The 24,219-nt window shown below is 69.3% G+C and carries 15 protein-coding genes and 2 pseudogenes; 8 read left to right on the forward strand and 9 right to left on the reverse strand.

Features of this window, described 5'->3' with window-relative positions:
* From ACTMVF_RS41440 to ACTMVF_RS41450, 3 genes are all read right to left on the reverse strand, one after another.
* A partial coding sequence (locus tag ACTMVF_RS41440; protein ID WP_441276271.1) for a family 43 glycosylhydrolase occupies nt 1-1,441 on the reverse strand: 1,441 nt, incomplete at its 3' end.
* Between the two features lie 246 nt (nt 1,442-1,687).
* Nucleotides 1,688-3,118 carry a glycoside hydrolase family 43 protein gene (locus tag ACTMVF_RS41445; protein ID WP_441276272.1) on the reverse strand — a complete coding sequence of 477 codons (1,431 nt, stop codon included), beginning with the start codon at nt 3,116-3,118 and terminating at the stop codon, nt 1,688-1,690.
* Between the two features lie 498 nt (nt 3,119-3,616).
* The gene (locus ACTMVF_RS41450) at nt 3,617-4,411 is read right to left on the reverse strand and encodes a helix-turn-helix domain-containing protein (protein ID WP_441276273.1); all 795 of its coding nucleotides are present in this window, start codon (nt 4,409-4,411) and stop codon (nt 3,617-3,619) included.
* Nucleotides 4,412-4,484: 73 nt separating this feature from the next.
* Between ACTMVF_RS41450 and ACTMVF_RS41455 the strand changes: the two genes are divergently transcribed.
* The 3 genes from ACTMVF_RS41455 to ACTMVF_RS41465 all read left to right on the forward strand — a co-directional run bounded on the left by ACTMVF_RS41455 (nt 4,485) and on the right by ACTMVF_RS41465 (nt 7,216).
* The gene (locus ACTMVF_RS41455; RefSeq protein WP_441276274.1) at nt 4,485-5,303 is read left to right on the forward strand and encodes a phytanoyl-CoA dioxygenase family protein; all 819 of its coding nucleotides are present in this window, start codon (nt 4,485-4,487) and stop codon (nt 5,301-5,303) included.
* Nucleotides 5,300-5,575, forward strand: coding sequence for a hypothetical protein (locus tag ACTMVF_RS41460; protein ID WP_441276275.1), 276 nt, complete (start codon nt 5,300-5,302; stop codon nt 5,573-5,575). The genes ACTMVF_RS41455 and ACTMVF_RS41460 overlap by 4 nt, the downstream gene beginning before the upstream one ends.
* Nucleotides 5,576-5,731: 156 nt before the next feature.
* Nucleotides 5,732-7,216: an RICIN domain-containing protein gene (locus ACTMVF_RS41465; RefSeq protein ID WP_441276299.1), complete on the forward strand. Its 1,485-nt coding sequence runs from the start codon at nt 5,732-5,734 to the stop codon at nt 7,214-7,216.
* Nucleotides 7,217-7,582: 366 nt separating this feature from the next.
* On the opposite strand, the gene ACTMVF_RS41470 is transcribed toward ACTMVF_RS41465, so the two are convergent.
* Nucleotides 7,583-10,036, reverse strand: coding sequence for a SpoIIE family protein phosphatase (locus tag ACTMVF_RS41470; RefSeq protein ID WP_441276276.1), 2,454 nt, complete (start codon nt 10,034-10,036; stop codon nt 7,583-7,585).
* 422 nt (nt 10,037-10,458) lie between these two features.
* Nucleotides 10,459-10,804 (reverse strand): annotated as a pseudogene (locus ACTMVF_RS41475) (sugar hydrolase); the annotation flags it as partial.
* 321 nt (nt 10,805-11,125) lie between these two features.
* Here ACTMVF_RS41475 and ACTMVF_RS41480 point away from each other — a divergent pair.
* The 4 genes from ACTMVF_RS41480 to ACTMVF_RS41495 all read left to right on the forward strand — a co-directional run bounded on the left by ACTMVF_RS41480 (nt 11,126) and on the right by ACTMVF_RS41495 (nt 17,153).
* On the forward strand, nt 11,126-12,805 hold the full coding sequence (locus tag ACTMVF_RS41480) for an extracellular solute-binding protein (protein ID WP_441276277.1): 1,680 nt from the start codon (nt 11,126-11,128) through the stop codon (nt 12,803-12,805).
* Nucleotides 12,805-13,866: an ABC transporter permease gene (locus tag ACTMVF_RS41485; RefSeq protein ID WP_441276278.1), complete on the forward strand. Its 1,062-nt coding sequence runs from the start codon at nt 12,805-12,807 to the stop codon at nt 13,864-13,866. The genes ACTMVF_RS41480 and ACTMVF_RS41485 overlap by 1 nt, the downstream gene beginning before the upstream one ends.
* Nucleotides 13,863-14,789 carry a carbohydrate ABC transporter permease gene (locus tag ACTMVF_RS41490; protein ID WP_441276279.1) on the forward strand — a complete coding sequence of 309 codons (927 nt, stop codon included), beginning with the start codon at nt 13,863-13,865 and terminating at the stop codon, nt 14,787-14,789. The genes ACTMVF_RS41485 and ACTMVF_RS41490 overlap by 4 nt, the downstream gene beginning before the upstream one ends.
* A 156-nt stretch (nt 14,790-14,945) precedes the next feature.
* Nucleotides 14,946-17,153, forward strand: coding sequence for a 1,4-beta-glucanase (locus ACTMVF_RS41495; protein WP_441276280.1), 2,208 nt, complete (start codon nt 14,946-14,948; stop codon nt 17,151-17,153).
* A 79-nt stretch (nt 17,154-17,232) separates the two neighbouring features.
* Here ACTMVF_RS41495 and ACTMVF_RS41500 read toward each other — a convergent pair whose 3' ends face one another.
* The 3 genes from ACTMVF_RS41500 to ACTMVF_RS41510 all read right to left on the reverse strand — a co-directional run bounded on the left by ACTMVF_RS41500 (nt 17,233) and on the right by ACTMVF_RS41510 (nt 22,033).
* Complete coding sequence (locus ACTMVF_RS41500; RefSeq protein WP_441276281.1) at nt 17,233-18,198, reverse strand: glycoside hydrolase family 6 protein; 966 nt, start codon at nt 18,196-18,198, stop codon at nt 17,233-17,235.
* A gap of 96 nt (nt 18,199-18,294) precedes the next feature.
* A complete protein-coding gene (locus tag ACTMVF_RS41505) occupies nt 18,295-20,343 on the reverse strand; it encodes a non-reducing end alpha-L-arabinofuranosidase family hydrolase (protein WP_441276282.1) in 2,049 nt (682 codons plus the stop codon).
* Nucleotides 20,344-20,395: 52 nt separating this feature from the next.
* A complete protein-coding gene (locus ACTMVF_RS41510) occupies nt 20,396-22,033 on the reverse strand; it encodes a glycoside hydrolase family 43 protein (protein WP_441276300.1) in 1,638 nt (545 codons plus the stop codon).
* Between the two features lie 378 nt (nt 22,034-22,411).
* Between ACTMVF_RS41510 and ACTMVF_RS41515 the strand changes: the two are divergent.
* A pseudogene (locus ACTMVF_RS41515) lies at nt 22,412-22,519 on the forward strand (LacI family DNA-binding transcriptional regulator); the annotation flags it as partial.
* A 145-nt stretch (nt 22,520-22,664) separates the two neighbouring features.
* On the opposite strand, the gene ACTMVF_RS41520 reads toward ACTMVF_RS41515, so the two are convergent.
* Complete coding sequence (locus ACTMVF_RS41520; RefSeq protein WP_441276283.1) at nt 22,665-24,188, reverse strand: glycoside hydrolase family 43 protein; 1,524 nt, start codon at nt 24,186-24,188, stop codon at nt 22,665-22,667.
* Nucleotides 24,189-24,219 lie beyond the last annotated feature (31 nt).

Below are 24,219 nucleotides of genomic sequence, written 5' to 3' on the forward strand. Positions count from 1 at the left end.
AGGCGCGTCCGTTGCCCCAGTAGAGGTACGACTGCCCGTCGTCGTCCGTGAAGACCGCCGGGTCGATCATCTGGCCGGTGTACGCGCCGCGGGCGATCAGCGGCTTGCCCAGGGGGTCCTTGAACGGGCCGGTGGGCGAGTCGGAGACCGCGACGCCGATGTTCGTGTCGGCGGAGTAGTAGAAGTAGTACTTGCCGTTCTTCGCCTCGATCGCCGGGGCCCAGGCCCTGGTGTCGGCCCAGCTGACGTCCGGTCCCAGGTCGAGGACGACGCCATGGTCGTTCCAGTGGAACAGGTCCTTGGAGGAGTACGCCTTGAACCGCGTGCCGCTCCAGCCCGGGAAGCCGTCGGTCGTCGGGTAGATGTAGTAGGTGTCGCCGAAGCGGACGATATTCGGGTCGGCGGTGAGCCCGGGCAGGACCGGGCTCTTCATGATCTGTGCGGCGACCGTCCAGCTGCGCTTCGCACCGTCGGAGCCGGTCACCTGGTACGTCACGGGGTTGGTGAAGTCGCGCGGGGTGCCGGAGGCCGGGCTGACGGTCGCGCCTTGGGCGAGTGTGAACTGCGGGGCGAGCGCGGTGAGATCCGTGCCCTCCTTCATCGGCAGCGTGATCCTGCTGTTGGCGTCGTCGATCATGGCGTCGATCTTCAGCGCGGGGTGGGTGACCTTCGCAATGCCCGTGGTGTTGCCGCTGACGTCGAGGACCTCGCCGGGCGTCAGCGCGCGGTTGTAGACGCGGAAGTCGCGCATCTTGCCCTTGAAGAGCTTGTCATTGGCGAAGAGCGACTTGCCGATGTGGTTGGCCGTCGTGATGCCGGACCCGATGGAACCAGGGGTGATGGTGACCGACGTGTTGCGGGCCACCTCCACGCCGTCCCTGTAGAGGACTCCCGTGTTGCCCGTCTGGGTGTAGGTGACGTGCTTCCAGACCGAGCGCTGCAGCGCGCCGGAGGCCTGGGTGTTCTGCTCGGTGGACGCGTTCCCTGAGGCGATGGCGGTCCGGAACGAGTTACCGGTGGTGAAGAGGTACCCGCTGCCACTGCCGTTGCTGGTGTTGCCGAAGCCGTAGAGGAAGTACGGCGTGGTCTGGGCGGCGTCGATCTGCACGTCCATCGAGACGGTGATCGAGTTCATGCCGCTCATGATGTTGTCCGGCACCTTGATGTAGGTGCCGGACCCGTCGAACGTGAGTCCTTCCCCGGTACCCGACCAGCCCGCGGTGCCGTTGACGGTTCCGTTTCGGCCGTTGCCCGAGGAGTCCACCGCCACGGTGCCGGAGGTGGCGTCGAGTTTGTACCAGAGGGCCAGGCCGTCGGTGATCTCCGCCGCTTGGGCGGGTACGGCGGGGCCGACGAAGCCCCACAGGAGCGAGGCGGTGGCCACGGCGGCCAGAGCGCCCGGCCGGGATCTCCGGCGGCCGGGAGGTCTCACGCTGTGCATGGGTTCACATCCCTGAAGAAGACATGGCTGTGGCAGGGTGCGCGAGGCCTCGGCGGTCATCACCACGGGTTGGTCGACCGGAGGCGGCCCCGCTGAACTCGGTGGCGGTCGGCGGCGAGGAGAAGTGTGCTTGGACGCCGGGGTCGCCGGGATGGCTCGTGGAGGGAAGCCGGCGCCTGTCCACCGGTGGGCGGTTGGCGGGTGAGGGGTCGCCATGAAGGCGCCGGCATCCCTGTCGGTGTCGGGTCAGCTCGTCACGCGGAAGGTGGCGTCGCCGCGGGCCGTCGCGGTGGTGATCGGGTCGAGGCGGAGCTGGTAGGCGTAGTGGCGGATGTAGCGGTCGGGGTGGTTGTACGACTGGAAGGACGACCAGGTGGAGTCGGCGAGGCCGGCGACCTGGCGGAAGGTGGCGTCGGCGGCGAACTGGGCGGTGCCGTCGTTGCGGACCAGTTGGAAGTCGTTGTTGGCGTGCCGCAGGAAGTAGCCGCGGTAGTTCACCGACTCGAAGGAGACGGTGCCGGAGCCGGCCAGGCCGGGGCGCAGCCGGAACTGCGCGTCGGGGCCGGTGATGTTCTGGTCGATGCGCACGTCGAAGCCGGCGTGCCGCACGTACCGGTCCTGGAAGTTGAACGACTGGAGCCGGTTGGCCGGGATGTCGGTCCAGCGGGCGAGCACGCGGCTCTCCTCGGCGGCCGTGAGGGGCAGGATCGAGCCGTGGCGCTTCTTGGTGACGCCCATGTTGTAGCTGCCGGACGCCGGAAGCTGGTAGGTGCCGGGGGCCGAGGGGTTGGTCGTCGTGACCGGCATGTAACCGCGTCCGGAGGAGTACTGGTCGAGATAGAGCGCCCACTCGTTGCGGTCGCGGAACTTCATCCACATCGGGCCCTCGACCTGGGCACCGGTCAGGCCGATGCCGGAGAGGTTGCCGAGGGTCGTCCACGTCCCCAGGATCGAGTTGCTGCCTTCGAGGGTGATCTGGCCGTCACCGGAGGCCCTCACATAGCGGTGGGTGCCGACGCCGGCCGGCATCTCGACGATCTGGGTGTCGATGAGTTCCTGGGTGCCGGGGCGGTCGATGTAGATCTGCGGGGTGGTGATGGTGCGGAAGTCGCTGGTGCGGGCGTAGAAGACGCGGTGCTTCGTCTTGCCGTTGAGGGGCACGTTCGTCGACCAGTACAGGACGTAATCGTTGGTCTCGGAGTTCCAGATGGCCTCCGGCGCCCAGGCGTTGCGTCCGTCGGGGATCGCGCCGGCGACGTTGAGCAGCCACGGCTCCGACCAGTTGATCAGGTCCGTCGACTCCCACACCACGAGGTTGCGGCTGCCGTTGTTGATGGAGTCCGACCACGACTGGCCGCAGCTGATGCACAGGTCGGTCGCGATGATCCAGTACTTGCTGCCGTCGGGGGATCTCACGAGGGCGGGGTCACGCACCCCGTTCGTGCCGACCGTGGAGCGCAGGATCGGCGCCCCTCCGTTGAGGTCGTTCCAGTGGAGACCGTCCGCGCTGTGCGAGAGGTACATCTGCTGACCGGTCGACCCCTCCCCGGTGAAGTGCAGCATCAGGTAGCCCGGGTCGGCGGCGGCTGCCCGCTGCGGTGTGATCAGGGCCTGGCCTGTGAAGAGGAGGCATACGGCGAGCAATATCGCCGACAGCCGGGCGCGTAGCGCGGACATGTACATCTCCTGTCATTCGGCAAAGGTCACCGTCGTGGCGAAAAGCGCCCAAATCGGGATGGCGGGGAGAAGTTCGGTCTCGGTGTTGGAGGGACGGGACCGGCTACCGCGCAACCCGGGAGGGGGTGATTGGAATCCGGGTAACGGTGTGTCTCCCGTAATGCGGCGCACTTCGCCGTGGTGACGGCGGGGCTGGGCGCACGATGCCTGTGCGTCCGTGGCGACAGCATGTGAGGTGATGGCACGGTTGCCGCCCGAGTGGGGAGGCCTCCATGGCCAATTCCTCGTCCGCCGAGGTGAGTTGTCCGATTGGTCGAACGGTGTTCGTGTGGTCGGGCAGAAGTTAAGTGTGGGAAGCGGGATGCGTCAATACATCCGGCAGCAGTAGTCCGTGGGACCTGGCCGGACTCGCGCGAGTTGCCCAGCAGCACTGGGGAGAACGGCTCCTCCCGAGCGCTGCCGGGGGCCGGCGGCGGATGTCCGTTCCGTCGCCACCGCTCACGGTCCTGGGCCGTCCGGCCCCGCGGGGCCGGACGCGCGTACGTCACGCGGGCTCGCGCCGAGTTCGCGGCGGCAGGCCTTGTTGAAGGCCTGGAGATCCGCGATGCCCACGGCCGCGGCGACGGCGGTGATGGACAGGGTGGAGGACAGCAGGAGGTGGCGGGCGCGTTGAAGGCGTCGGTGCCGGATGTACGACACCACCGTGAGGCCGGTTTCGGCACGGAACACGCGCGTGAGGTGTGTGTGGGAGATTCCGACGGCGCGAGCGATGTCCGGTACGGACAGCGGGCCGGCCAGGTGTTCCTCGACGTAGGCCTGGGCGGCGGCCACGAAGGGGTGGCGGCGTCCGGCTCCCTCGCCCCTCGGTAACTCGGCGATGCGCCACAGAGCGGTCCAGACTTCGGCCGTGGCGCGCGGGGGAGACGTCGGCATGGCCGTCACGGCGTGCCGGAGCAGGTCGGCCAGGTGTGTGCTCTCGGCCGCGGCGTCCTGCATCACCGGCACCACCCGCGCGGTTCCGCCTTCGTGCAGCCGCAGATGGACGTAGTAGTGCTCCGACCTGCCCCGGTAGTGAAAGTGCACCTCCGTGTTCGGTGGCACCAGGCTGACGTGGCCGGGGCGGATGGGGTGGACCGACTGTCCGAGGGACAGCGCACCCTCGTAGTTGTAGAGGTGCAGCTGCCACAGGTCGGGCAGCCGGAAGACGTCGTGGGCGGTGGAGACGCCGTGCACCCCGATGCCGGCAGCGACCACGGTGGGCGCCTCGTCGAGCCGCAGTGTTGCGTGTTTCACGAGGACGGAAAATTACCAGCAGTGGACGATTTCAGCCCACGACCGAGCCGGACCGGGCACGTACGTTCGTCGCATGTCCACCACCAAGCAACTCCTGACGTCGGTTCAGGTGGCGCGCTTCGTCGCGCAGGGATTTCTGCGCCTGGACGGGGTGGTGCCGCAGGAGATCAATGAACGGGCCATCGCGGCCTTGACCGAGGGCCTGCCGGAAGTGTCCTACGGCACTCCGCTGGGCGGGGCGTTCGCGAAGGACACCTTCGTCCATGAACTGCTCGCCCTGCCGGTCGTCGCAGGCGCCGTCGAGAGCCTGGTCGGCCCCGAGCCGACCGTCGACCACCACGCGGTTCATGTGCGCGAGCCGCACGAGGGACAGGCGCAGCCGCTCCACGCAGACGCGATCATCGACGTACGGCCGGATGCGTTCGACATCCAGCTCATGTACTACCCGCACGAGGTGACCGCCGAGATGGGCGGCACCCTCAGTGTGCCCGGAAGCCATCTGCGCCGGATCAACGAAACGGACGTCGGCCGCGTCCAGAACCTCAGGGGGCAGACCCGTCTGACCTGCCCGGCAGGCACGGTCGTTCTCGTGCACCACGGCATCTGGCACGGTGGCCGCCGCAACGACACCGCGCACCGTCGCTACATGTACAAACTCCGCCTCAACCCGACCGTGCCGCAGGTGCGTCTGTGGGACCTCTCCGACCTGCACGACCCTGCGGTGACCGCGGAACTCAACACGTCCTTCCCCTGGTACGAGTGGGCTACGGGCCGACTGGAGATCTACAACCGGGTCCTGCTGTGGCGGGCCCTGACCGGTGACGACTCGTTCGATGTCGAGTACTGGGTCACGCGCGTCAGCAACCGGCCGACCTTGAGGAGTCACGCATGAGGCAGCAGGTTCTGGTGCTTTATCTCGCGACGTCGGCGCTGGACTCCGATGTCGTCGGCTGGTCCCGATACGACGGGACCGGCCGGACCCGTCCGACGACCGGTGACAGCGACGAGCCGCCCTATCCCACAGGGCTCGCCGCGCTGCACGACGGGTGGCGCCTGTTCCAGGCTTCCCAACTGCTGCCGCCTCAGCCCGGTCACGAGTACGACGTCTCCTTTCTCAAACACGAGTTCTTCTTCGAGAAGGTGGAGGACAGCTCTCGTCCTTGACCCGGCGCTGGAACTGCCGCTCTCCGGGCGCCCCCGGGGAGCGGGCTGACGTACTCAGTGAAGGAGGCACCGATGGAGGGCAGGTATATGGCATTGAGGTTTTCGTGGCGGAGATGCGGGAGGCGTACGGGGGTGCTCGCCGCGGTGACCGCCCTGATGGTGACGCTGCTGACCGGGTTGGGCGGCGCCGGGACGGCACAGGCGGCCACTGTGGACACGAGTGCGTCGTACGTGCTGGTCAACCGTGGCAGCGGCAAGGCGCTCGACGTGTCCGGCGCGAGTACCGCCGACGGGGCGGGCCTGTCGCAGTGGAGCCGCCACGACGGGGCGAACCAGCGGTTCCAGTTCGTCGATTCGGGTGGCGGCTACTACCGGTTGAAGGCGCAGCACTCCGGCAAGGTGCTGGACGTCTCCGGCTACTCCACTGCTGACCATGCGGGCATCGTGCAGTGGGGCGACGCCAATGGCACCAACCAGCAGTTCCGGCTGGCCGATTCGTCGGACGGTCACGTCCGTCTGATCAACCGCAACAGCGGCAAGGCCGTCGAGGTGCAGAACGCCTCGACCGCGGACGGTGCCAAGGTCGTGCAGTTCACCGACTGGGGCGGGGCCAACCAGCAGTGGCAACTGGTGCGCGCCACGGGATTGTCGGCGCAGGTGCACATCGCGGGACGGGTCAAGGACGCCGGGAATTCGGTGCAGTACAGCTGGCCCGGCGTGTACTTCGAGGGCCGCGTCAGCGGCACCGGCGTGGGCATCGTGCTCAACGACTCGGCCGCCGACTACGACGTCCAGATCGACGGATCCACCGTTGCCACGCTCGTCACGCCCGGCAACACCACGCACTGGATCAACGGCCTGTCCAACAGCACGCACACCGTCCGGCTCGTCAAGCGCAACGACACCCCGGGGGACACCAGCACGTTCGGAGGTTTCGTCGCCGCGCCCGGAGGTGCCGTATTGAGCAAACCGGCCGCCCGCAACCGCCAGATCGAGTTCATCGGCGACTCCCTCACGGTGGGCTACGGCAACCTCTCGACCTCCCGCACCTGCACCTGGGACCAGGTCAAGCGGACCACCAACGCCGACGTGAGCTATGGCGCCCTCACCGCCCGGCAACTGAACGCCGACTACCAGATCAACGGCTACTCGGGCCTTGGCATGGTGCGCAACTACAACGGAGGCCGGCCGGACGTCACGTACCGGACCTTCTACGACCGTGCCCTGCTGAACGTGTCCGGCGACGTCTGGCAGAACCCGGGCACCTGGCGCCCCCAGGTCGTGGTGGTCAACCTCGGCACCAACGACTTCTCGACCGCCATCAACCCCGGTGAGCCGTGGACGCCCGACAGCCTCGCGGCCGGCTACCGCACCGCCTACGGCGACTTCATCCAGAAGCTGCGGTCGCGCTACGGGGCCGACACGACCATCGTGGCGGTAGGCGCCGGCCAGTACGCCGGCCATGTCCAGCAGGTGGTCAAGGCGCGCAACGACGCCGGCGACAGCCGGGTCCGCTACTGGTTCCTCGACGACTCGGGCCTGGACTTCCTCGGCTGCGACTGGCACTACTCGGCCCGCGACGACCGACTCATCGCCGACCGGCTCACCTCGTTCATCGCCGGTCTGCCGACAGGCTGGTGACGGCACCGGCCGACCAAAAGCATCACCTGTCGAATCGGGCCGTGCGGCGGATCAGGGTCGGCGCACCCCGGTCGCCGACCCCTGAGTGCCTTCGCGCTCGGGGCGGCGGCCTCGATCGCGTCGGTTGACGGACGGATGGGGCCTGTCCGCGCGGCGGCGGGCCCCTGCTCGTGCCCGTAGAGCAGCGGGATGATGGCGAAAACGGCTGCCAGGGGCAACGGTCCGGGGCGCCGTACCCGGGCAGCGACCAGGCCTCGTCGGCCGGATGTGGTGCCGGCCCTCGCGAGGCGGCGGGCTCGCGCGGCGACATGCGGTGCCGTCGCCGTGCCCTGCCGCGCGGCCGGCGACGGTCCGCGGGCTTGGAGCTCAGTGCGGCTCAGGCTGGTGGAGGGTCTGCGCGCACCAGATCGTCTTGCCGTTGGTGGTGTGCCGGGTGCCCCACCCCTGGGTGAGCTGGGCGACGAGCAACAGGCCCCGGCCGCCCTCGTCGAAGGCGCGGGCCCGGCGCAGGTGCGGAGCGGTGTTGCTGGCGTCGGAGACCTCGCAGATCAGGGAGGTGTCGCGAATCAGCCGCAGCCTGATCGGCGGCTCGCCGTATCTGATGGCGTTGGTGACCAGCTCGCTGACGACCAGCTCGGTGACGAAGGCCGCCTCCTCCAGGCCCCAGGCGTCCACCTGGTCGACGGCGAACTTTCTGGCGCGCGGCACCTGTGCGGGGTCGGGCTCGACGTCCCAGTCGGCGACGTGTCGGCGAGCCAGCGCGTGAGTGCGAGCCAGCAGCAGGGCGGCGTCGTCGGTGCGGCGAACGGGGAGCATGGCGTCCACCACCGTGTCGCACAGGGCCTCCAATGAGGTGGCCGAGTGGTTCAGGACCGCCTGCAGTTCGGCGATCCGCTGGTCGACGTCGCGCTCGCGGCTTTGTACCAGGCCGTCGGTGTACAGGGCGAGCAGGCTGCCCTCGGGCAGCTCGAGCTCGGTGGCCTCGAAAGGCAGCCCACCGATGCCGAGCGGCGGTCCCGGATGGGCGGGTACGGGGGTCCTGGTGCCGTCCGGGGAGATGACCAGCGGCAGATGGTGGCCGGCGCTGGCCAGCGTGAAGCGTCGGGAGACGGGGTCGTAGACGGTGTACAGGCAGGTGGCGCCGGTTTCGCCGGTCGGCTGGAAGTGGCCGGTGGACTGGAGGTCGCTGGCGAGGTGGAGGACCAGGTCGTCCAGGTGGGTCAGCAGTTCGTCCGGCGGTAGGTCGACGTCGGCGAGGGTGCGGACCGCTGTGCGCAGCCGGCCCATGCTGGCCGAGGCGTGCAGGCCGTGGCCGACGACATCGCCGACGACCAGGGCGACCCGGGCGCCGGACAGCGGAATGACGTCGAACCAGTCGCCGCCCACTTCTGCCCCGGTCCCGCCGGGAAGGTAGCGGGATGCCACCTCGACCGCCTCCTGGTCCGGCAGCCCCTGTGGCAGCAGGCTCCGTTGCAGGGTCAGCGCGGTCGTGCGCTCGCGCGAGTACCGGCGGGCGTTGTCGATGGCGACGGCTGCTTTGGCGGTCAGCTCTTCGGCGAGGATCAGATCGTCGGCGGTGAAGGCCTCGGGCCGGTCGAGGCGGGAGAAGGCGACGACGCCGAGCAGCGCGCCGCGCGCCCGGAGCGGCACGGTGATCCTGCCCGTCAGCCCGTCCGCGGCGATGGACTCGTCGATCACCGGGTTGCCCGGTGGCCAGTGGGCCGGGTCGGCGGCGAGCCCGGGCCCGAAGGCCCACTCGCCGCCCTGGCCGGGGTCAGCGGCGAGCTCGACCGTGGACCTGCCGGTGGCCATGCAGCGGGCGGCGACGGAACCGGGAGTGTGGCTGACCGGCGTCGTGGGCCCGGGAGCCCGGTTGGAGTCCTCTGTCGCGCTGTGCTGGGCGGCACGACTGAGCACGATGGTCTCGCCGGGCGTGAACGCGGACGCGGAGGGCGGTTCCTCGCCGCGCAGCACCTCGTCGAAGAGATCCACGGTGACGAGGTCGACGAATCCCGGCACCGGGGTCCCGGCCAGTTCCTGGGCGGTGCCGATCACGTCGAGAGTCCGGCCGATGCCGCGGCTGGCCTCGTTGAGGAGGAGCAGGCGCTGCCGGGCCCAGTACTCGGCGCTCATGTCGAATCCCCAGTTGGCGATCGCGCGGACCCTGCCCTCGGCATCCCGGACGGGCCAGATGCTGGTGGCCCAGGCATTGGCGTAGTTGCTGCCGCGAGGGCGGAAGACGGTGATGAGACGCGTGGCCTCGCCCGTCCTCGCCACTTGGGCGAGCGCGTCGGTGTACGGCTTGTCGTCTCTTTCGGGAAACAGCGTGCGGTCGAATTCGGGAAGCACCTCGCGATACTTCTTACCGAGCACCTGCTCCTCGGAGTGCGCGATCACCCGGCCCGAGGAGGCGTTGATCCACAGGAACCGCAGCTCGGGGTCGTAGACGCCCAGAGCGAAGGGAGACTGTTCGAAGGCCCGGTCGGCGATCACCGGGCGGCGTCCCCAGCGCTGGAACGTCACCACGTGGCCCACTGCCCGCGCGTCGGGGCCGAACAGCGGTTGAGCCGTCACCACGGCGTCCACCGTGGAGCCGTCCCGGTGGCGCAGGAGGATGAACCCCGTGGGGTCGGGGCCGGCGCCGTAGCCCTCGGGGAAGCCGGGTGGCGCGGGATCGACCAGCAGATCCGTCACGGGGCGCCCGACGGTGTCCTCCGCCGTCCAGCCCAGCAGCAGCCGGCCCCCCTCGCTCCAGCCGCTCACCATGCCCTCCGGGTCCACCACGGCAACGGCAGTGGGCGCGTCCTGCTTGCCGGCCATCTCCACGCGCCATGCCTCCGTCCGGACAGCCGTGCCCGTCAGGGCTGGTTTCCAGCGGCTGCTTCCAGCCTAGATCGACCCCTGCTGCACGGCGCTCCGGCCGGTGCGTTCGGGGTGCCAGAGGTGCCGCGGCGACGGGGACTCGGGCCTCCGCGCCCCCTCGACAGCCGCAGCGCGTCCGCCGAAGTGGGCCCGGCTCCGTGCCGTGCCTCACGGCGCACTGGTCGGGGTCGGCGCGTCTCGAAGGACGGGCCGGCTCGTCCGCGAGCGGGGGGCGCGCCGCTCGACAAGGCCCAGCCCGCCCGGCGGCCGGCCAGGACGGCAGTGCGGCCGACCGCACTGCCGTCGCCGTCGCCCATCCAACGCGACAAAAGCCGCCCCGGCCTCCACGGCGGCGCCGCGGCCAGTGGCGAGACCGCCGCCGTCGGCCGCCACAGGCCCACGCGCTCGTCGCGGGCGCGCATCGCCCGGGTCTCCCTGGAGACGGCCTCGCCGACCCGCCGTACGAACTCGGTGTTCCACGTCGCGCCGAGGTCGACCGCCTGCGGGAAGACGGTGGCCGGACCCATCCGGGCCACGCCGTGCAGCGCTTCCTGGCCGGTGCGGAAGGCCGCGATGCCCAGGCGGTCGCCCGCGGGCGTGAACTGGTGCCAGTAATCCCATCTTTGCGTCGAGCGTGAGCCACGACAGCAGGTCGTCGATGCGCTTCGCGAACGGCAGCTGCGGATCGCGGAAAGGTGGTGGTGGGCGCAGCGTGTGTGCGGACACGTGGGATCCCTTGAGATCGAAGAGCCAAGTCCTTCGAAGCGCTTCGACGCACGTCAGACACCAGGGAGACGGTCACGAGAAAGCATCCTCGCATCAAGCGCGACATACGTGGAGTCCCCCTCAGTGCCTCGGAGGAATCTTGGAAGCGACCCTTGTGCGCCCCTAGGCGTTCACTTAACCTCACAGCAACATCGAAGCGCTTCGACTGCGAATCGCGACGCAGTAATGGGATGTCCGCTTCAGCTCAGCCAATTCCAGTCACGACACCGCAGCCGACGGCCCACCGCCGGGTGTCCAGGTGCGCCATGAAGGGTTGACGCAATGACGCCGAACGCCGCCTCCACCTCCTCCGGACCCAGTCGGAGAAGCTTCCTCGCCTCCACGGCCGTCGCCACCGCAGCGGTGGCCGGGGGGATGCCGCTGCTCGCCGCCTGCGGCGGTTCGGAGGGCGGATCGCGCGAGGGGACCACCTCGGGCAAGGCCGCGGACAAGCTGCTCCCGACATACGTCGCCAGCACGGTCGCCCAGCCGGACCTCCCGCCGAAGAACGGCTCGGCGGCCGGTTACACCGGCAAGGTCGATCTCGCGGCTCTCGCCACCTCGGTCCCGGACAAGCTCGCCACCGGTGCCCCCTTCAAGATCATGTCCCCGTTCTGGGGTGCCCCGCCGAAGCCCGGGAACGTCTACTACAAGGCGCTGGACGCGGCGGCGGGCACCAAGGTCACCTGGCAGAACCAGGACGGCAACACCTACGGCGAGAAGCTCGGCGCGGTTCTCGCCTCCAGCTCCATACCCGACATGGTGGTCGTGCCCAGCTGGGAACTGGGCGGCAAGATCTCGAACGCGGTCACCGCGAAGTTCATGGACCTCGGCCCCTACCTGGCGGGCGACAAGGTCAAGAAGTACCCGAACCTGGCCGCGATCCCCTCCGACGCCTGGCGCATGGGCATCTTCGGCGGCGCGCTGCGCGGCATCCCGATGCCCTCCGCCCCCACGAGCTTCATCGTGCCCTATTACCGCAAGGACATCTTCGACGAGAAGGGCTACTCCGTCCCCAAGTCGCCCGATGAGTTCCTCAGTTGGGCCAAGGACGTCACCAGCGCCAAGGCGAAGGTGTACGCCTGCGGTGACATGATCTGGACGGCCTGGGGCATCTTCGGCGTCCGCCCCGCCGGGACGCTCGGCTGGAACATCGGGGACGACGGCAAGCTGACCTACCGCATCGAGGAGCCCGCGTTCCTCGAGGCTCTGGAGTGGGTCCGCAAGCTGTTCGACGCCGGCGTGGTCCATCCCGACGACAGGGCGGGCTCCGGCGACCCGGGCCAGCGCTTCACCGCCGGACAGATCCTGGTCTTCAGGAGCGACCTGTCCGCCTGGTACGGCAAGACCGCCGAACAGGCCCAGTCCAACCCGGACTTCGAGATCGGAGCCATGGACTACTTCGGCGCCGACGGCGGCAAGCCGACGCTGTGGGCGACCCAGCCCGCCGGCATCTGGTCGCTGATCCGCAAGGGCGCCTCGAAGGAGACCGTGGAGAACGCGCTGGCCGCCGCCAACTTCTCGGCCGCGCCCTACGGCACCAAGGAGCGGATGCTCGTCGACTACGGCGTCGAGGGCACCCACTACACGGTCAGGGACGGCGTCCCGGTCAAGAACGACCGGGGCAACTCCGAGGTGATCAACGCCTGGGGGATGCTGGCCGGACCGGCTTCCTACTTCGCCCACCCAGACTTCCCCGACATCGCCCGCAAGCAGGTCGAGTGGCAGCAGCGGATGGGTGCCTTCATGAAGAAGACGTCCACCTACGGCATGAACATCGTCGAGCCCAGCCGCTACGCCAACCTCGTCAGCCAGTTCGAGCAGCTGGAGCTCGACTACGTGCGCGGCCACAAGAAGCTGTCCGACGTACAGGCCGCCATCTCCACCTGGAAGTCCTCCGGCGGCGACAAGATGCGCGACTGGTACAAGGAGCTCCTCGACAAGAAGGGCAGTGGTAACTGATGTCCCTCACGGCCGGGAGCAGGCCGGACGGTACCCGTCCGCCCGCGGTCGTCGAGGAACCGACGGCCGCGGTCGCCGCAGCGACCGTGAAGGACCGGGTGCCACGAAGGACGAGCAAAGCCGGCAAGGCGGGCAAGGTCCCCTGGCGGATCCGGCTGCGCCGCGACCGCACACTCATCCTGATGACGCTGCCCGTCATCTTCCTGCTCCTGCTCTTCAACTACGTCCCCCTGCTCGGCAACGTCGTCGCCTTCCAGGACTACGACCCGTACGTCTCCAGCAACGGCATCACCGCGATCCTCCACAGCCCCTGGGTGGGCGTGGAGCAGTTCTCGCGGATGCTCGACGACCCGCTGTTCTGGAGCGCCACGAAGAACACCATCGTCCTGTTCCTGCTCCAACTGGTGTTCTTCTTCCCGGTTCCCATCGCCCTCGCGCTGGTCATCAACAGCGTGGTCCGGCCCCGGGTGCGGGCCGTGGCGCAGGCGATCATGTATCTGCCGCACTTCTTCTCATGGGTCCTCGTGGTCACGGTGTTCCAGCAGATCCTCGGCGGCGCGGGCATCATCGCGCAGACCCTGGAGAAGCACGGGTGGAGCGGCTTCGACCTGATGACCGACGCGGATCTGTTCAAGTTTCTGGTCACCGCGCAGGCCGTGTGGAAGGACGCCGGCTGGGGGATCATCGTCTTCCTCGCCGCCCTGTCCGCCGTCAGCACCGACCTGTACGAGGCCGCCGCCATGGACGGCGCGGGGCGCTGGCGCCGGATGTGGCATGTGACGCTGCCCGCGCTGCGCCCGGTGATCGCGCTGCTGCTGGTGCTGCGGGTGGGCGACGCGCTGAGCGTGGGATTCGAGCAGTTCCTGCTCCAGCGGGACGCCGTCGGCGCGGGGGCCAGCGAGGTCCTCGACACCTACGTGTGGAACATGGGGATCCAGAACGGCGACTTCAGCTATGCGGCCGCGGTCGGCCTGGTCAAGGGAGTCATCGGAGTGTGTCTCGTCCTGGGCGCGAACAAGTTCGCGCACCTGCTCGGCGAGCAGGGGGTGTACAAGAAATGAGCCTCAACACGCAGCTCATCCGCAGCCTGAAGGCTCCCGCCCGCCCCGTGTGGGAGGAGCCACCCAGCAAGGCCGGACTCACCGCCAAGAGCGGCTTCCTCGTGCTGTGCTGCCTGGGGGTGCTCGGTCCGCTGTGGATCGTGATCGTCACCAGCCTCTCTCCCAAGCCGGTGATAGACCGGGTCGGCGGCCTTGTCGTGATCCCTCAGGGCATCACCTTCGTCAACTACACGGAACTGCTGAGCGGCGGTCAGGTCAGCCGGGCGATCATGGTCTCGGTCGGCGTCACGCTCTTCGGCACGCTGTTCTCGATGACGGTGTCGGTGCTCGGGGCCTACGGGCTGTCCCGGCCAGGCAGTCTGGGGCACCGGTTCTTCCTGCTGGTCATGATGGCGACCATGTTCTTCGGAGCCGGGCTCATTCCGACGTACCTGCTGGTGCAGTCGCTGGGCCTCACCGACACCTACCTGTCCTTGATCCTGCCGAGCGCGGTCAGCGTCTTCAACATCCTGGTGCTGCGGGCCTTCTTCATGGGCATCTCCCCCGAACTCACCGAGTCCGCCCGCATCGACGGGGCCGGTGACCTGCGGATCCTGCTGACCATCATCCTGCCGCTGTCGCGTGCCGTGCTGGCCGTCATCTCGCTGTTCTACGCGGTCGGCTACTGGAGCGCCTGGTTCAATGCCTCCATCTACCTCACCGACCAGCAGATGATGCCGCTGCAGAACGTGCTCATCCAGCTGGTCCAGAAGAACACCGAGGCTCCGACGGGCCTCCAGCAGGCGGTCCGCACCGGCGAACTCTCCGCGCTGGGACTGCAGATGGCCGTCATGGTCCTCGCACTGATCCCCGTCGCGGTCGCCTCACCCTTCGTCCAGCGCCACTTCAAGAAGGGCATGCTCACGGGGGCGATCAAGGGCTGACGCCCTTGACCCGGCCCGCGCCGTAGAGCCGTCGGTCCCAGGTCCGCGACTTCGTTGTGGTTGTTCGCGCCCACGCGGCGGAGCCGCACAGCGATACCGCCCCGCGCCCCTGAGGGCGTCACTTTCTCCTTTCTCCTCCACAAGAAGAGGTATGTCATGCACATGTTCCACCTCAGCAGAAGAGCTGTGCTCGCCGGGACCGCTGCCACCGCCGCGGTCGCCACCCTGCCGGTCCTCCAGGGACGTGCGCGGGCCGCCGACAGCGGCACCGAAACCGCCGCCTACCGCTGGCGCAACGCCGTCCAGGGCGGCACCGGATTCGTCTCCGGCATCCTCTTCCACCCTTCCTGCCGCGGCCTCGCCTACGCCCGCACCGACATCGGCGGCGCCTACCGCTGGGACGACCGGACCGACGGCTGGATCCCGCTGATCGATCACCTCGGCTGGGACGACTGGAACCTGCTCGGCGTCGAGGCCATGGCCATCGACCCGGCCCACCCGAACCGGGTGTACCTGGCCCTCGGCGCGTACACGCAGTCCTGGGCCGGCAACGGGGCCGTGCTGCGGTCCGACGACCGCGGGACCACCTGGAAGCGCACCGACCTCACCGTGAAGCTCGGCGGCAACGAGGACGGGCGCGGCTGCGGCGAACGGCTCCTGGTCGACCCGCGCGACAGCGACATCCTGTGGCTCGGCACCCGGCACGACGGGCTGCTCAAGTCGACCGACCGCGGCGCCACGTGGCAGCCCGCGGACTTCCCGGCCGCCCCGAGCGCCACCGGCCAGGGCGTCACCCTCCTCGTCGCCGCGGGCCGTACGGTCTACGCGGGCTGGGGCGACTCCGACGGCACGGCCGACAAGCCGAACCTGTACCGCACCCTTGACGGGAAGACCTGGCAGCCCGTCCCCGGCCGGCCCACCGGCACCGCCGCCAAGGTACCGATCCGCGCCGCGTACGACCGCCACACGCGTGAGCTGTACGTCACGTATGCCAACGCGCCCGGCCCCAACGGCCAGTCGGACGGCAGTGTCCACAAGCTGCGCACCACCAACGGGAAGTGGACCGAGGTCACGCCCGTCAAGCCGGGCGGCACCACGGACGACGGGTCGACCGACGCCTTCGGCTACGGCGGTGTGGCCGTCGACGCCCGCCGCCCCGGCACGCTCGTCGTCTCCACGAACAACCGGTGGGCCGAGGTCGACACCGTCTTCCGCTCCACGAACGGCGGCCGCACCTGGGCGTCCCTGAAGGACAGGGCCGTCCTCGACGTCTCCGAGACCCCCTACCTCAAGTGGGGCGGCGACAAGCCCAAGTTCGGCTGGTGGATCCAGGCCCTCGCCCTCGACCCGTACGACTCGCAGCACGTCGTCTACGGCACCGGCGCGACCCTCTACGGCACCCGCGACCTCAGGCACTGGGCCCCGCAGATCCGCGGCCTGGAGGAGGCGGCCATCCGCCAGCTGGTCTCGCCGCCGACCGGTGAGGCACACCTGCTCAGCGGGTCCGGGGACATCGGTGTGATGTACCACGAGCGGCTCACGGCGTCGCCGTCGCGCGGCATGGCGTCGAACCCGGTGTTCGGCACCTCCACCGGCCTGTCGCTGGCCGCGGCCAAGCCGTCGTACGTGGTCCGGGCGGGCTGGGGCAACAACGGCAACGGCGCCTACTCGAACGACGGCGGCAAGACCTGGGCGCCCTTCGAGACGCAGCCCGCCATCGCCAAGGACGCGCCGGGGCCGATCGCCACCAGCGCCGACGGCAGCGTGCTGCTGTGGTCCTTCGGCACGGCGAACCCCGGATACCGCTCGGCCGACAACGGCGCCACCTGGTCCGAGGTCGCCTCCTTCCCGAAGGGCGCCGCCCCGATCGCGGACCCCGTCGACCCGACGCGCTTCTACGGCTTCGACACCACGACCGGCACGCTGTTCGCCAGCACCGACAGCGGACTGACCTTCACCGCGCGGGCCACCGGCCTGGCCTCGGGCGACAGCGAGTTCCAGCTGGGGGCTGCCCCGGGCCGCACCGGCGACCTGTGGCTCAGCCTCAAGGGGAACGGGCTGTACCGCTCGACCGACGGAGGCGCGACCTTCGCCAAGGTCAGCAGCTGCCACGCCTCACACACCCTGGGCTTCGGCAAGGCCGCCGAGGGCGGCTCCTACCCGGCCCTTTACATGGTCGGCTCCACGGAGGCCATCACCGCCGTGTACCGCTCCGACGACGAGGCGAAGACCTGGGTGCGGATCAACGACGACCAGCACCAGTGGGGCTGGATCGGCGCGACCGTCACCGGTGACCCGCGCGTGTACGGCAGGGTCTACATCGCAACCAACGGGCGCGGCGTGCAGTACGGGGAGCCCGCCTGATGCCCTCGGCGGCGCCCGGAACCCGGAGGAAGGCTCTCGCCCTGACCCGGTGCCCGAACCGTGCCCGAGCGGCCCCGGATCAGTAGCCGTAGATCATCTTGTAGGCGACCTCCGGGAGGAACTGTCCGGCCGAGGAGCCGGTTCCCACGCCGCAGTTGCCGTCGGACTCGCCCGGGACCTTGATCCACAAGAGCATCTCGGCGCCTCCGCCCAACTGGGTGGGGGTGCCGATACGGCGGCCCGAAGGGTTGCACCACTGGCCGTTGGAGCCGTTGCCGTTGCGGCTGGTGTCCACGACGAACGGCTTGGTGTAGCCGTACCGGGCGCCGAGTTCCCTGTTGACGGCGTTGCCGTACGCGGTGTTCTCGGCCGTGGTCAGGTAGTTGGAGACGTTGAGCGAGAAACCGTGGGCCTGCCGGAGGCCGGCTTCGTGAAGGCGCCGGGCCATGGTCGCCGCGCTCGCCCAGGCCGGGTTGCCGGCGTCGAGGTAGACCCAGGTGTTGGGAGCCTGACGGTTGAACTCGGCGAGCGCGCCGGTGAGCATGCCCTCGCGTTCGTCGATCTGGGCCTGGGTCATGCAGCCGTAGTCCCCGAGGGAGTCCGGTTCGAGGACGACGACCGCCGGGCGGCCTGCGATCCCGCCCGCGAACTGGGCGATCCAGTTCGCGTAGGCGGACGGCGAGGAGGCTCCGCCCGCGGAGTGCCCGCCGCAGTAGTCGCGGTTGTAGATGTTGTAGGCGACGAGGATGGGCAGCTTGTCCCGGGCGTCCGCGGCGCCCACGTACGCGCCGGTGGCGGTGCCGATGGTGCCGCTCCAGGAGCCGAACCAGCGGGCCGTCGGTGTGTTGGCGACGGAGGCGTTGATCGCGGGCGCCCGGCCGTCACCGGGGTTGGCGGCGACCCATCGCTTCGCGCTGGAATCGGGGTCCACGTAGAACCCGTTGGTCATGGTCGTGGGGTCGGCCGCGTGGGCCGACGGGGCGGTGGCGAGCGCCAGCGGCAGTGAGGAGAGCGCTGCCACCAGGGCGAGGAGTCTGCGGCGCATGACGGGTACCTCGGCTTTCTGACAAGGGTGCGTTCGAAGGTCGGCACTGGGCGAGGGGAGCGCTCCCACCGGAAGCGCTCCCCACGGCGCAGTCGGTCAGCAGGTCGAGTTGGTCTGGGTCAGGAGGCCGAGCCGCCACGGGAGGAGGTTGTAGTCGCCGCCCGCGTTGGGGTTCATGCCCTGGTAGAGGTACTGGAGCCGGCAGGCGGGGATGGTGAGTGTCTGGTCGTAGCCGGCCCGGATCATCTCGCCGTGGCTGATGTCCCTCGTCCAGGCTCCCGAGGGGAAGGTGACGTTGTTGGCCCGCGCGAACGGGTTGCTCTCGTTCGCGGCCAGGGGCGTCCAGGAGCCGGCCAGGCTGCCCGAGGTCCAGGAGCGGAAGTAGCGTCGGCCGTCCGATCCGATCGCCTCGACGAGCAGCAGATACTGGTTACTGCCCTGCACCTTGTACACGTTGCTCGCCTCGAACAGGGCGTACTTGGAGTCCTGCGCCGCGATGACCGTGTTGGTGAAGCCGTTCGGGAACTGGCCGACGGTCGTCTGCGAGCGGTACAGGTGTCCGTTGTCGTCGGAGGAGAACAGGTAGCAGTTGGCGCTGTCGCAGATCACCCACATGTCGACCCAGTGGCCGTTGCCGATGTTCTGCTTGATGATGTCGGGCATCGACGAGTAGAAGTTGCGGGGCGCGCTCCACCCGTTGGGGTTGCTGATGTCGGGGTTGGTGGAGTACGAGGCGTTGCCCGTTTGGTAGACGAGGTACCACAGGCGTTGCGGCGCGTAGTAGAAGACCTGCGGCGCGGCTCGGTAGCCCTGCCCGATGGCGCTGCGGTCCAGGTAGTGGTGCGTGGCCGAGCCCGCCTGGGACCAGTCACTGAAGTTCAGGTACACCAGGTTGTATCCGGAGCGGCTGGCGACGCTCGCGAACACGTGGTACTTGCCGTTGTACCGGACGACCGTCGGGTCCTTGATCCCGGCGATGTTGTGGGTGGCGTCCGACTTCGGGGAAATCAGCTGGCCGCTGGAGCTCCACGAGTAACGGCTGGGCAGAGCAGCGGCGTTGGTGGCGCTGCGCGGGGCGGCGGACGTTCCGCTGGTGGCGGCGGGCGTGCTGCGGGTGGCGGCGGGCGTGCCGCCCAGCGTTGTCAGCACCGCGTTGTACGCAGGCTTCTTGTTGCCGCCCCGGTCGAACAGCAGCGGGTTCTCCGTGGCCCGCCAGGAGTCGCTGTCGCGGATGCCCCAGACCGTGATGCCGGTGCAGCGCGCGACGCTCATGCAGGCCCTGACCGTGTTCGCGTAGGCGGTCGGCGACGCCTGCGCGATGTCCAGTTCGGTGATCTGGACATCCACGCCGAGGGCGGCGAAGTTCGCCAGTGTGGTCTGGAAACTGGCGGGCGGGCCGCCGGTGCCGAAGTGGGCCTGGAGGCCGACGCAGTCGATGGGCACGCCGCGTGCCTTGAAGTCGCGGACCAGGCGGTAGACACCCTGGGTCTTGGCGTCGCTCCAGTTCTCGATGTTGTAGTCGTTGTAGCAGAGCTTGGCCGCCGGGTCGGCGGAGCGCGCGGTGCGGAAGGCCTGCTCGATGAAGCCGTTGCCCAGCACGTCCCGGAAGACCGAACCGCGGAGCTGTCCGCTGGGGCCGTCGGCGAAGGCCTCGTTGACCACGTCCCAGGAGTGGATCCGGCCCTTGTAGCGGTTCATCACGGTGGTGATGTGGTTGTTCATCACGCCGCGCAGGGTGTTCGCGTCCCTGATGGAGCTGACCCAGCCGGGCAGTTGGGAGTGCCAGACCAGGGTGTGACCGCGTAAGCGCTGACCGCGGGCCTGCGCGCGGTTCGCGATCTGGTCGGCGGGGCCGAAGTTGAACGAGCCGCGGGACGGCTCGGTCGTGTCCCACTTCATCTCGTTCTCGGCCGTGACCGAGTTGAACTCACGGTCCAGGATGCCGGTGTACGTGCCGTCGCCGAGCCGGCCCGCGGCCACGGCGGTTCCGAAGTACCGGCCGGACTGGGCCGCCTGGGCGCCCAGGGTGGAGGCCTTCACGGCGTCGGACGCGCCGGTCGCGGTCCCGGGTGTCACCAGGACGGTCGCGGCCAGCAGGGCGAGGACCGAGGCTCGGCGACGGCCGAGCCGTTTCAGCGGGTTCATGGTTCTCCTCGTGGAGTGGTGGGGGGTTGCGTGGTGCGGTCGGTGGACCTCCTCAGGGCGTGGACAGCTCGAAGCGCGTGACGCGGACCGCGCCGCCGAGTGCCTGCGTGGCGTGGTTGAAGAGGGCGAATCGGTAGCCCATGAAGAACCGCCAGTCGTTGCCCAGGGAGAAGGCGGGGCCGAGGCGGGTGAAGGTGGTGCCGTCGGTGCTGTAGGAGAAGGTGCCGGAGCGTGCCGTGCCGGGGCGGATGTCCGCGCTCGCGCGCAACCAGACGCGGCTGCCCGACAGGGCCGCGCTCGCGACCTCCGTGCCGGTCCCGGTGGTGTTCCAACTGCCGTCCATGGTCAGCCCGTTGACCATCACCACCCGTGGCACGCCGCCGTCACGCTTGACGCCGATCCAGGCGGAGGAGTCCCGCAGCAGCGCGAGTCCGGATCGGTCGCCGTCCCGCATCGCGGAGTGGTCGAGCTGGACCGTGGCGGTGGAGGTGGGGCCCTGGATGCGGTGCGTCAGGGTGTTGCGGGCCCCATACAGGTCGTGGGTGACGGTCGCTGTCCGCAGGGTCAGCCCGTCGCCGACCGACCACTTGGTGTTGTCCGGGTTGTGGTTCCACTCCCATCGCGGCTGCAGGGCCGGGCCGTCGAAGGTGTCGACGCCGGTCATGGGGGTCACCGGGCGGGGCGGAGGGGGCACGGCCGGGCTGGGATACGAGGTGCCCCATGCGCCGTTCACGAGTTGCACGACGGGCCAGCCGTCCGAGCTCCAGGTGATCGGCGCCAGGGCCGGCACTCGGCCGCCGGGGTAGGCGTCCACGAAGGCCATGTAGTACCAGGCGCCGTTCTGCGTCTGGACCAGCCCGCCCTGGTGTGGGACACCACCGCCGGGAATCGGTCCGCGCAGGTCGAGGAGGACCTGCCGCATCGTGTACGGACCGAAGGGGCCGCTCGACGACTTGAGGATGTACTGGCCGTTCGCGGGGCGGGTCAGAAAGATGTAGTACTGCCCGTTGATCTTGTAGAAGCGGGCGCCTTCAAGGGTGCCGACACTCGACGGTGTGGTGAACACCTGCTGGGTGCGGACCTGGTGGCGTCCGTCGGGGGAGAGCTGGGCCACGCTGATGGTGGTGTTCCCGTACGCCACGTAGAGGGTGTCGTCGCTGTCGACGAGCAGCCCCGCGTCGTAGTACGGCGTGCTGATCGTCGTAAGCCTGCTCCACGGCCCCTCGACGGCGGTGGCCGTGTAGACGTACGTCCTGGCGAAGTCGATCTGGCCGAGCCAGTAGAAGGTTCTGTTGCTCGGCCGGTAGGCCAGTGACGACGCCCAGACCCCTCTGACGTAGCCGCGGGCACCGTTCAGGTCGTACTTGGCGCCGAAGTCGAGGACGGGCACCGAGTGACCGGCGATCTCCCAGTTGACAAGGTCGTACGACCGCAGGACGGGCGCGCCCGGCGAATAGTGCATCGTCGAGGCCGAGGCGTAGAAGACGTCACCGACGCGGATGACGTCGATGTCCGCGAAGTCCTGCCAGATCACCGGGTTCGTGTAGGTCGCCGCGGTCGCGGCCGGCACTTGGGCGGCGGTGGAGGAGGCGATGCTGGGCGCCGCTGTCGGAAGCAGGGCACCGGCGGCCAGACCGCCGGCGGCCGTCACCGCGCGGCGGCGGGACAGGATGTGATGAGTCCATGACATTTGCACGTGCGGCGTCTCCTTCTGTGGCCCAGCCGTGATGGTTGGAGTTGCCCGGAGGTGCCTTGCTCGGCTCGTGCGGAGCGGCTCTGTATACGCGATGTCGAACATGGATCGACTTGTCGAGCACCCTGGATGATAGGAGGCCAGTGAACCCCGTCAATACCTCTCGCAGGAATCGATGAATACTTCGAAACATTCGAAGCTAGGTGATCCCATGTCGCCGCAGGTTAGTTGCCCGGAAAACAGAGATATGTCACCTTTCGCAGTCAGCATCGGCCCATTGTGAAGGGTTGTTCGGTGGTAGGTGTTGACATGCTCGATGGCTTCTCTAGTATCCGTGAAGCTTGAGTTTCCGAATGAGTCACGAAGTTTCGAACCGAGTCCGCAGGCGTCTCCGTGCCCACGGTGTCGAAGGTGCTCAACGGCCGGTCGGAGGTATCGGACGAGAGCCGGGCCCGCGTCGAGGAACTGATCCACCAGCACGGTTAACGATCCGCTGGAGATCGCGAGGGGACACGCGTGCCCTGGTCGCCGGGGGGCAACCAGGGCACGCGGCCGGTCGGTCGGTCAGGAGGCGGGTGTGACGCGAGTGCCGGTGACGGAGTCTCCGGACTTCTTGGAGTGGGCCGGCTCAGCGGTCCAGGGGCTCGTAGTCGAACCAGTCGAAGTGGACGGTGCCTCCGGCTGCGTACACGCCGATGACGCGGCCGGTGAAGCCGCCGGCGACCTCGGTCGACAGGTAGCGGCCGTCGAGGGCCGCGAGTTCGGTGAACGTGCCGTCCGCGGCCTCGACCCCTAGGGAGACGACGTCGGGTCCGGTGCACGGCCCGTGCGGAGGCGGTGGGTCCGTGACGGTGACGGCGAGGACCAGTGGCCCGGCGGGTACGGAGCGTTCGGCTACGACCGTGCGCAGGGAGCCGACGCGCGCGATCACCTGTACGTCCGTCCCGGACGCCTCGATCGCGTAGTGGTGCCGCTCGTCCAGCCGGACGGCGAGGCCGCCGCGACCCTGCCCGGCGTCGACCAAGGTGCGTGCCCGGCAGGTGAGGTGCTGCTGGCGGCGGCCGGTGAACACCACGTCGGGCTCGTCCAGGGAGCCGCCCCGCGCGCGGAGCGTCAGCCATCCGGGGCGCTCCTTGGTGGTGCAGAGCTCGGCGGGGCGGTCCCGCACGGAGATCCAGGCCGGCGCGAGTTCGCTGAACTCGAAGTCGTCACGCCGCTCCTCGGAGGGAGCGGGAGCGGGGGCGGGGGAGAGCGGCCAGGGGAGCGTGGACAGGTCCAGGGCGACCTCGCCGACGACCGGCCAGCCGTCCTCCCAGGTCACGGGAGCCAGGAAGGTCTCCCGTCCGAGCACGTGCCAGCCGGGCGTGCCGCCGCGCGGCCGTACGCCGAGGAAGACCATCCACCACGACCCGTCGGGGCCCTGGACCAGGTCCGCGTGGCCGGTGTTCTGCACCGGGTGGTCGGTGCCGCGATGGGTGAGGATCGGGTTGGCCGGGCACGGCTCGAACGGGCCGGTCGGCGTACGGCCGCGCGCGATCGACACGCCGTGGCCGCGTTCGGTGCCGCCCTCGGCGATGAGCAGGTACCAGTAGTCGCCGATCCGGTACAGGTGCGGCGCCTCCGGAGCCTTCGCGCCGGGGCCGCCGGACCAGAGCTTGCGCGGGGGACCGTACGTCTCGCCGGTGGACGGGTCGAGCCGTACCTGCCCCACCCCCGCGACCGTGCACCAGCATGTGCCTTCCTCGTCCCAGGCCAGGTCGGGATCGATGCCGGGCACACCCGGTGCCCAGATGGGATCCGACCAGGGTCCGGCCGGGTCGGTCGCCGTGACGATCAGGTTGCCGCCGCCCTCGCTGCAGTTGGTGACGATCAACCAGAAGCGGCCGTCGTGATGGCGCAGGGTGGGGGCGTAGATGCCGCCCGAGGACGGCATGGAGGCCGGCAGACGCAACTGATCCGGCCGGTCCAGTACGTTGCCGATCTGCCGCCAGTGCACCAGGTCACGGCTGTGGAAGAGGGGTATGCCGGGGAAGTACTCGAAGCTGGAGCAGGCGAGGTAGTAGTCGTCGCCGACCCGGCAGATGCTCGGGTCGGGATGGAACCCGGGGAGCACGGGGTGGGCGGCGCGGGCGGGCTGGTTCTGAGCGGGCACCCTTGGTCGTCCTTTCGTCGGGTGGGCGGCA

Origin of the sequence: Streptomyces sp. SD31, assembly GCF_052068475.1 — a bacterium.
In the GTDB taxonomy this organism is placed as follows: Bacteria; Actinomycetota; Actinomycetes; order Streptomycetales; family Streptomycetaceae; genus Streptomyces.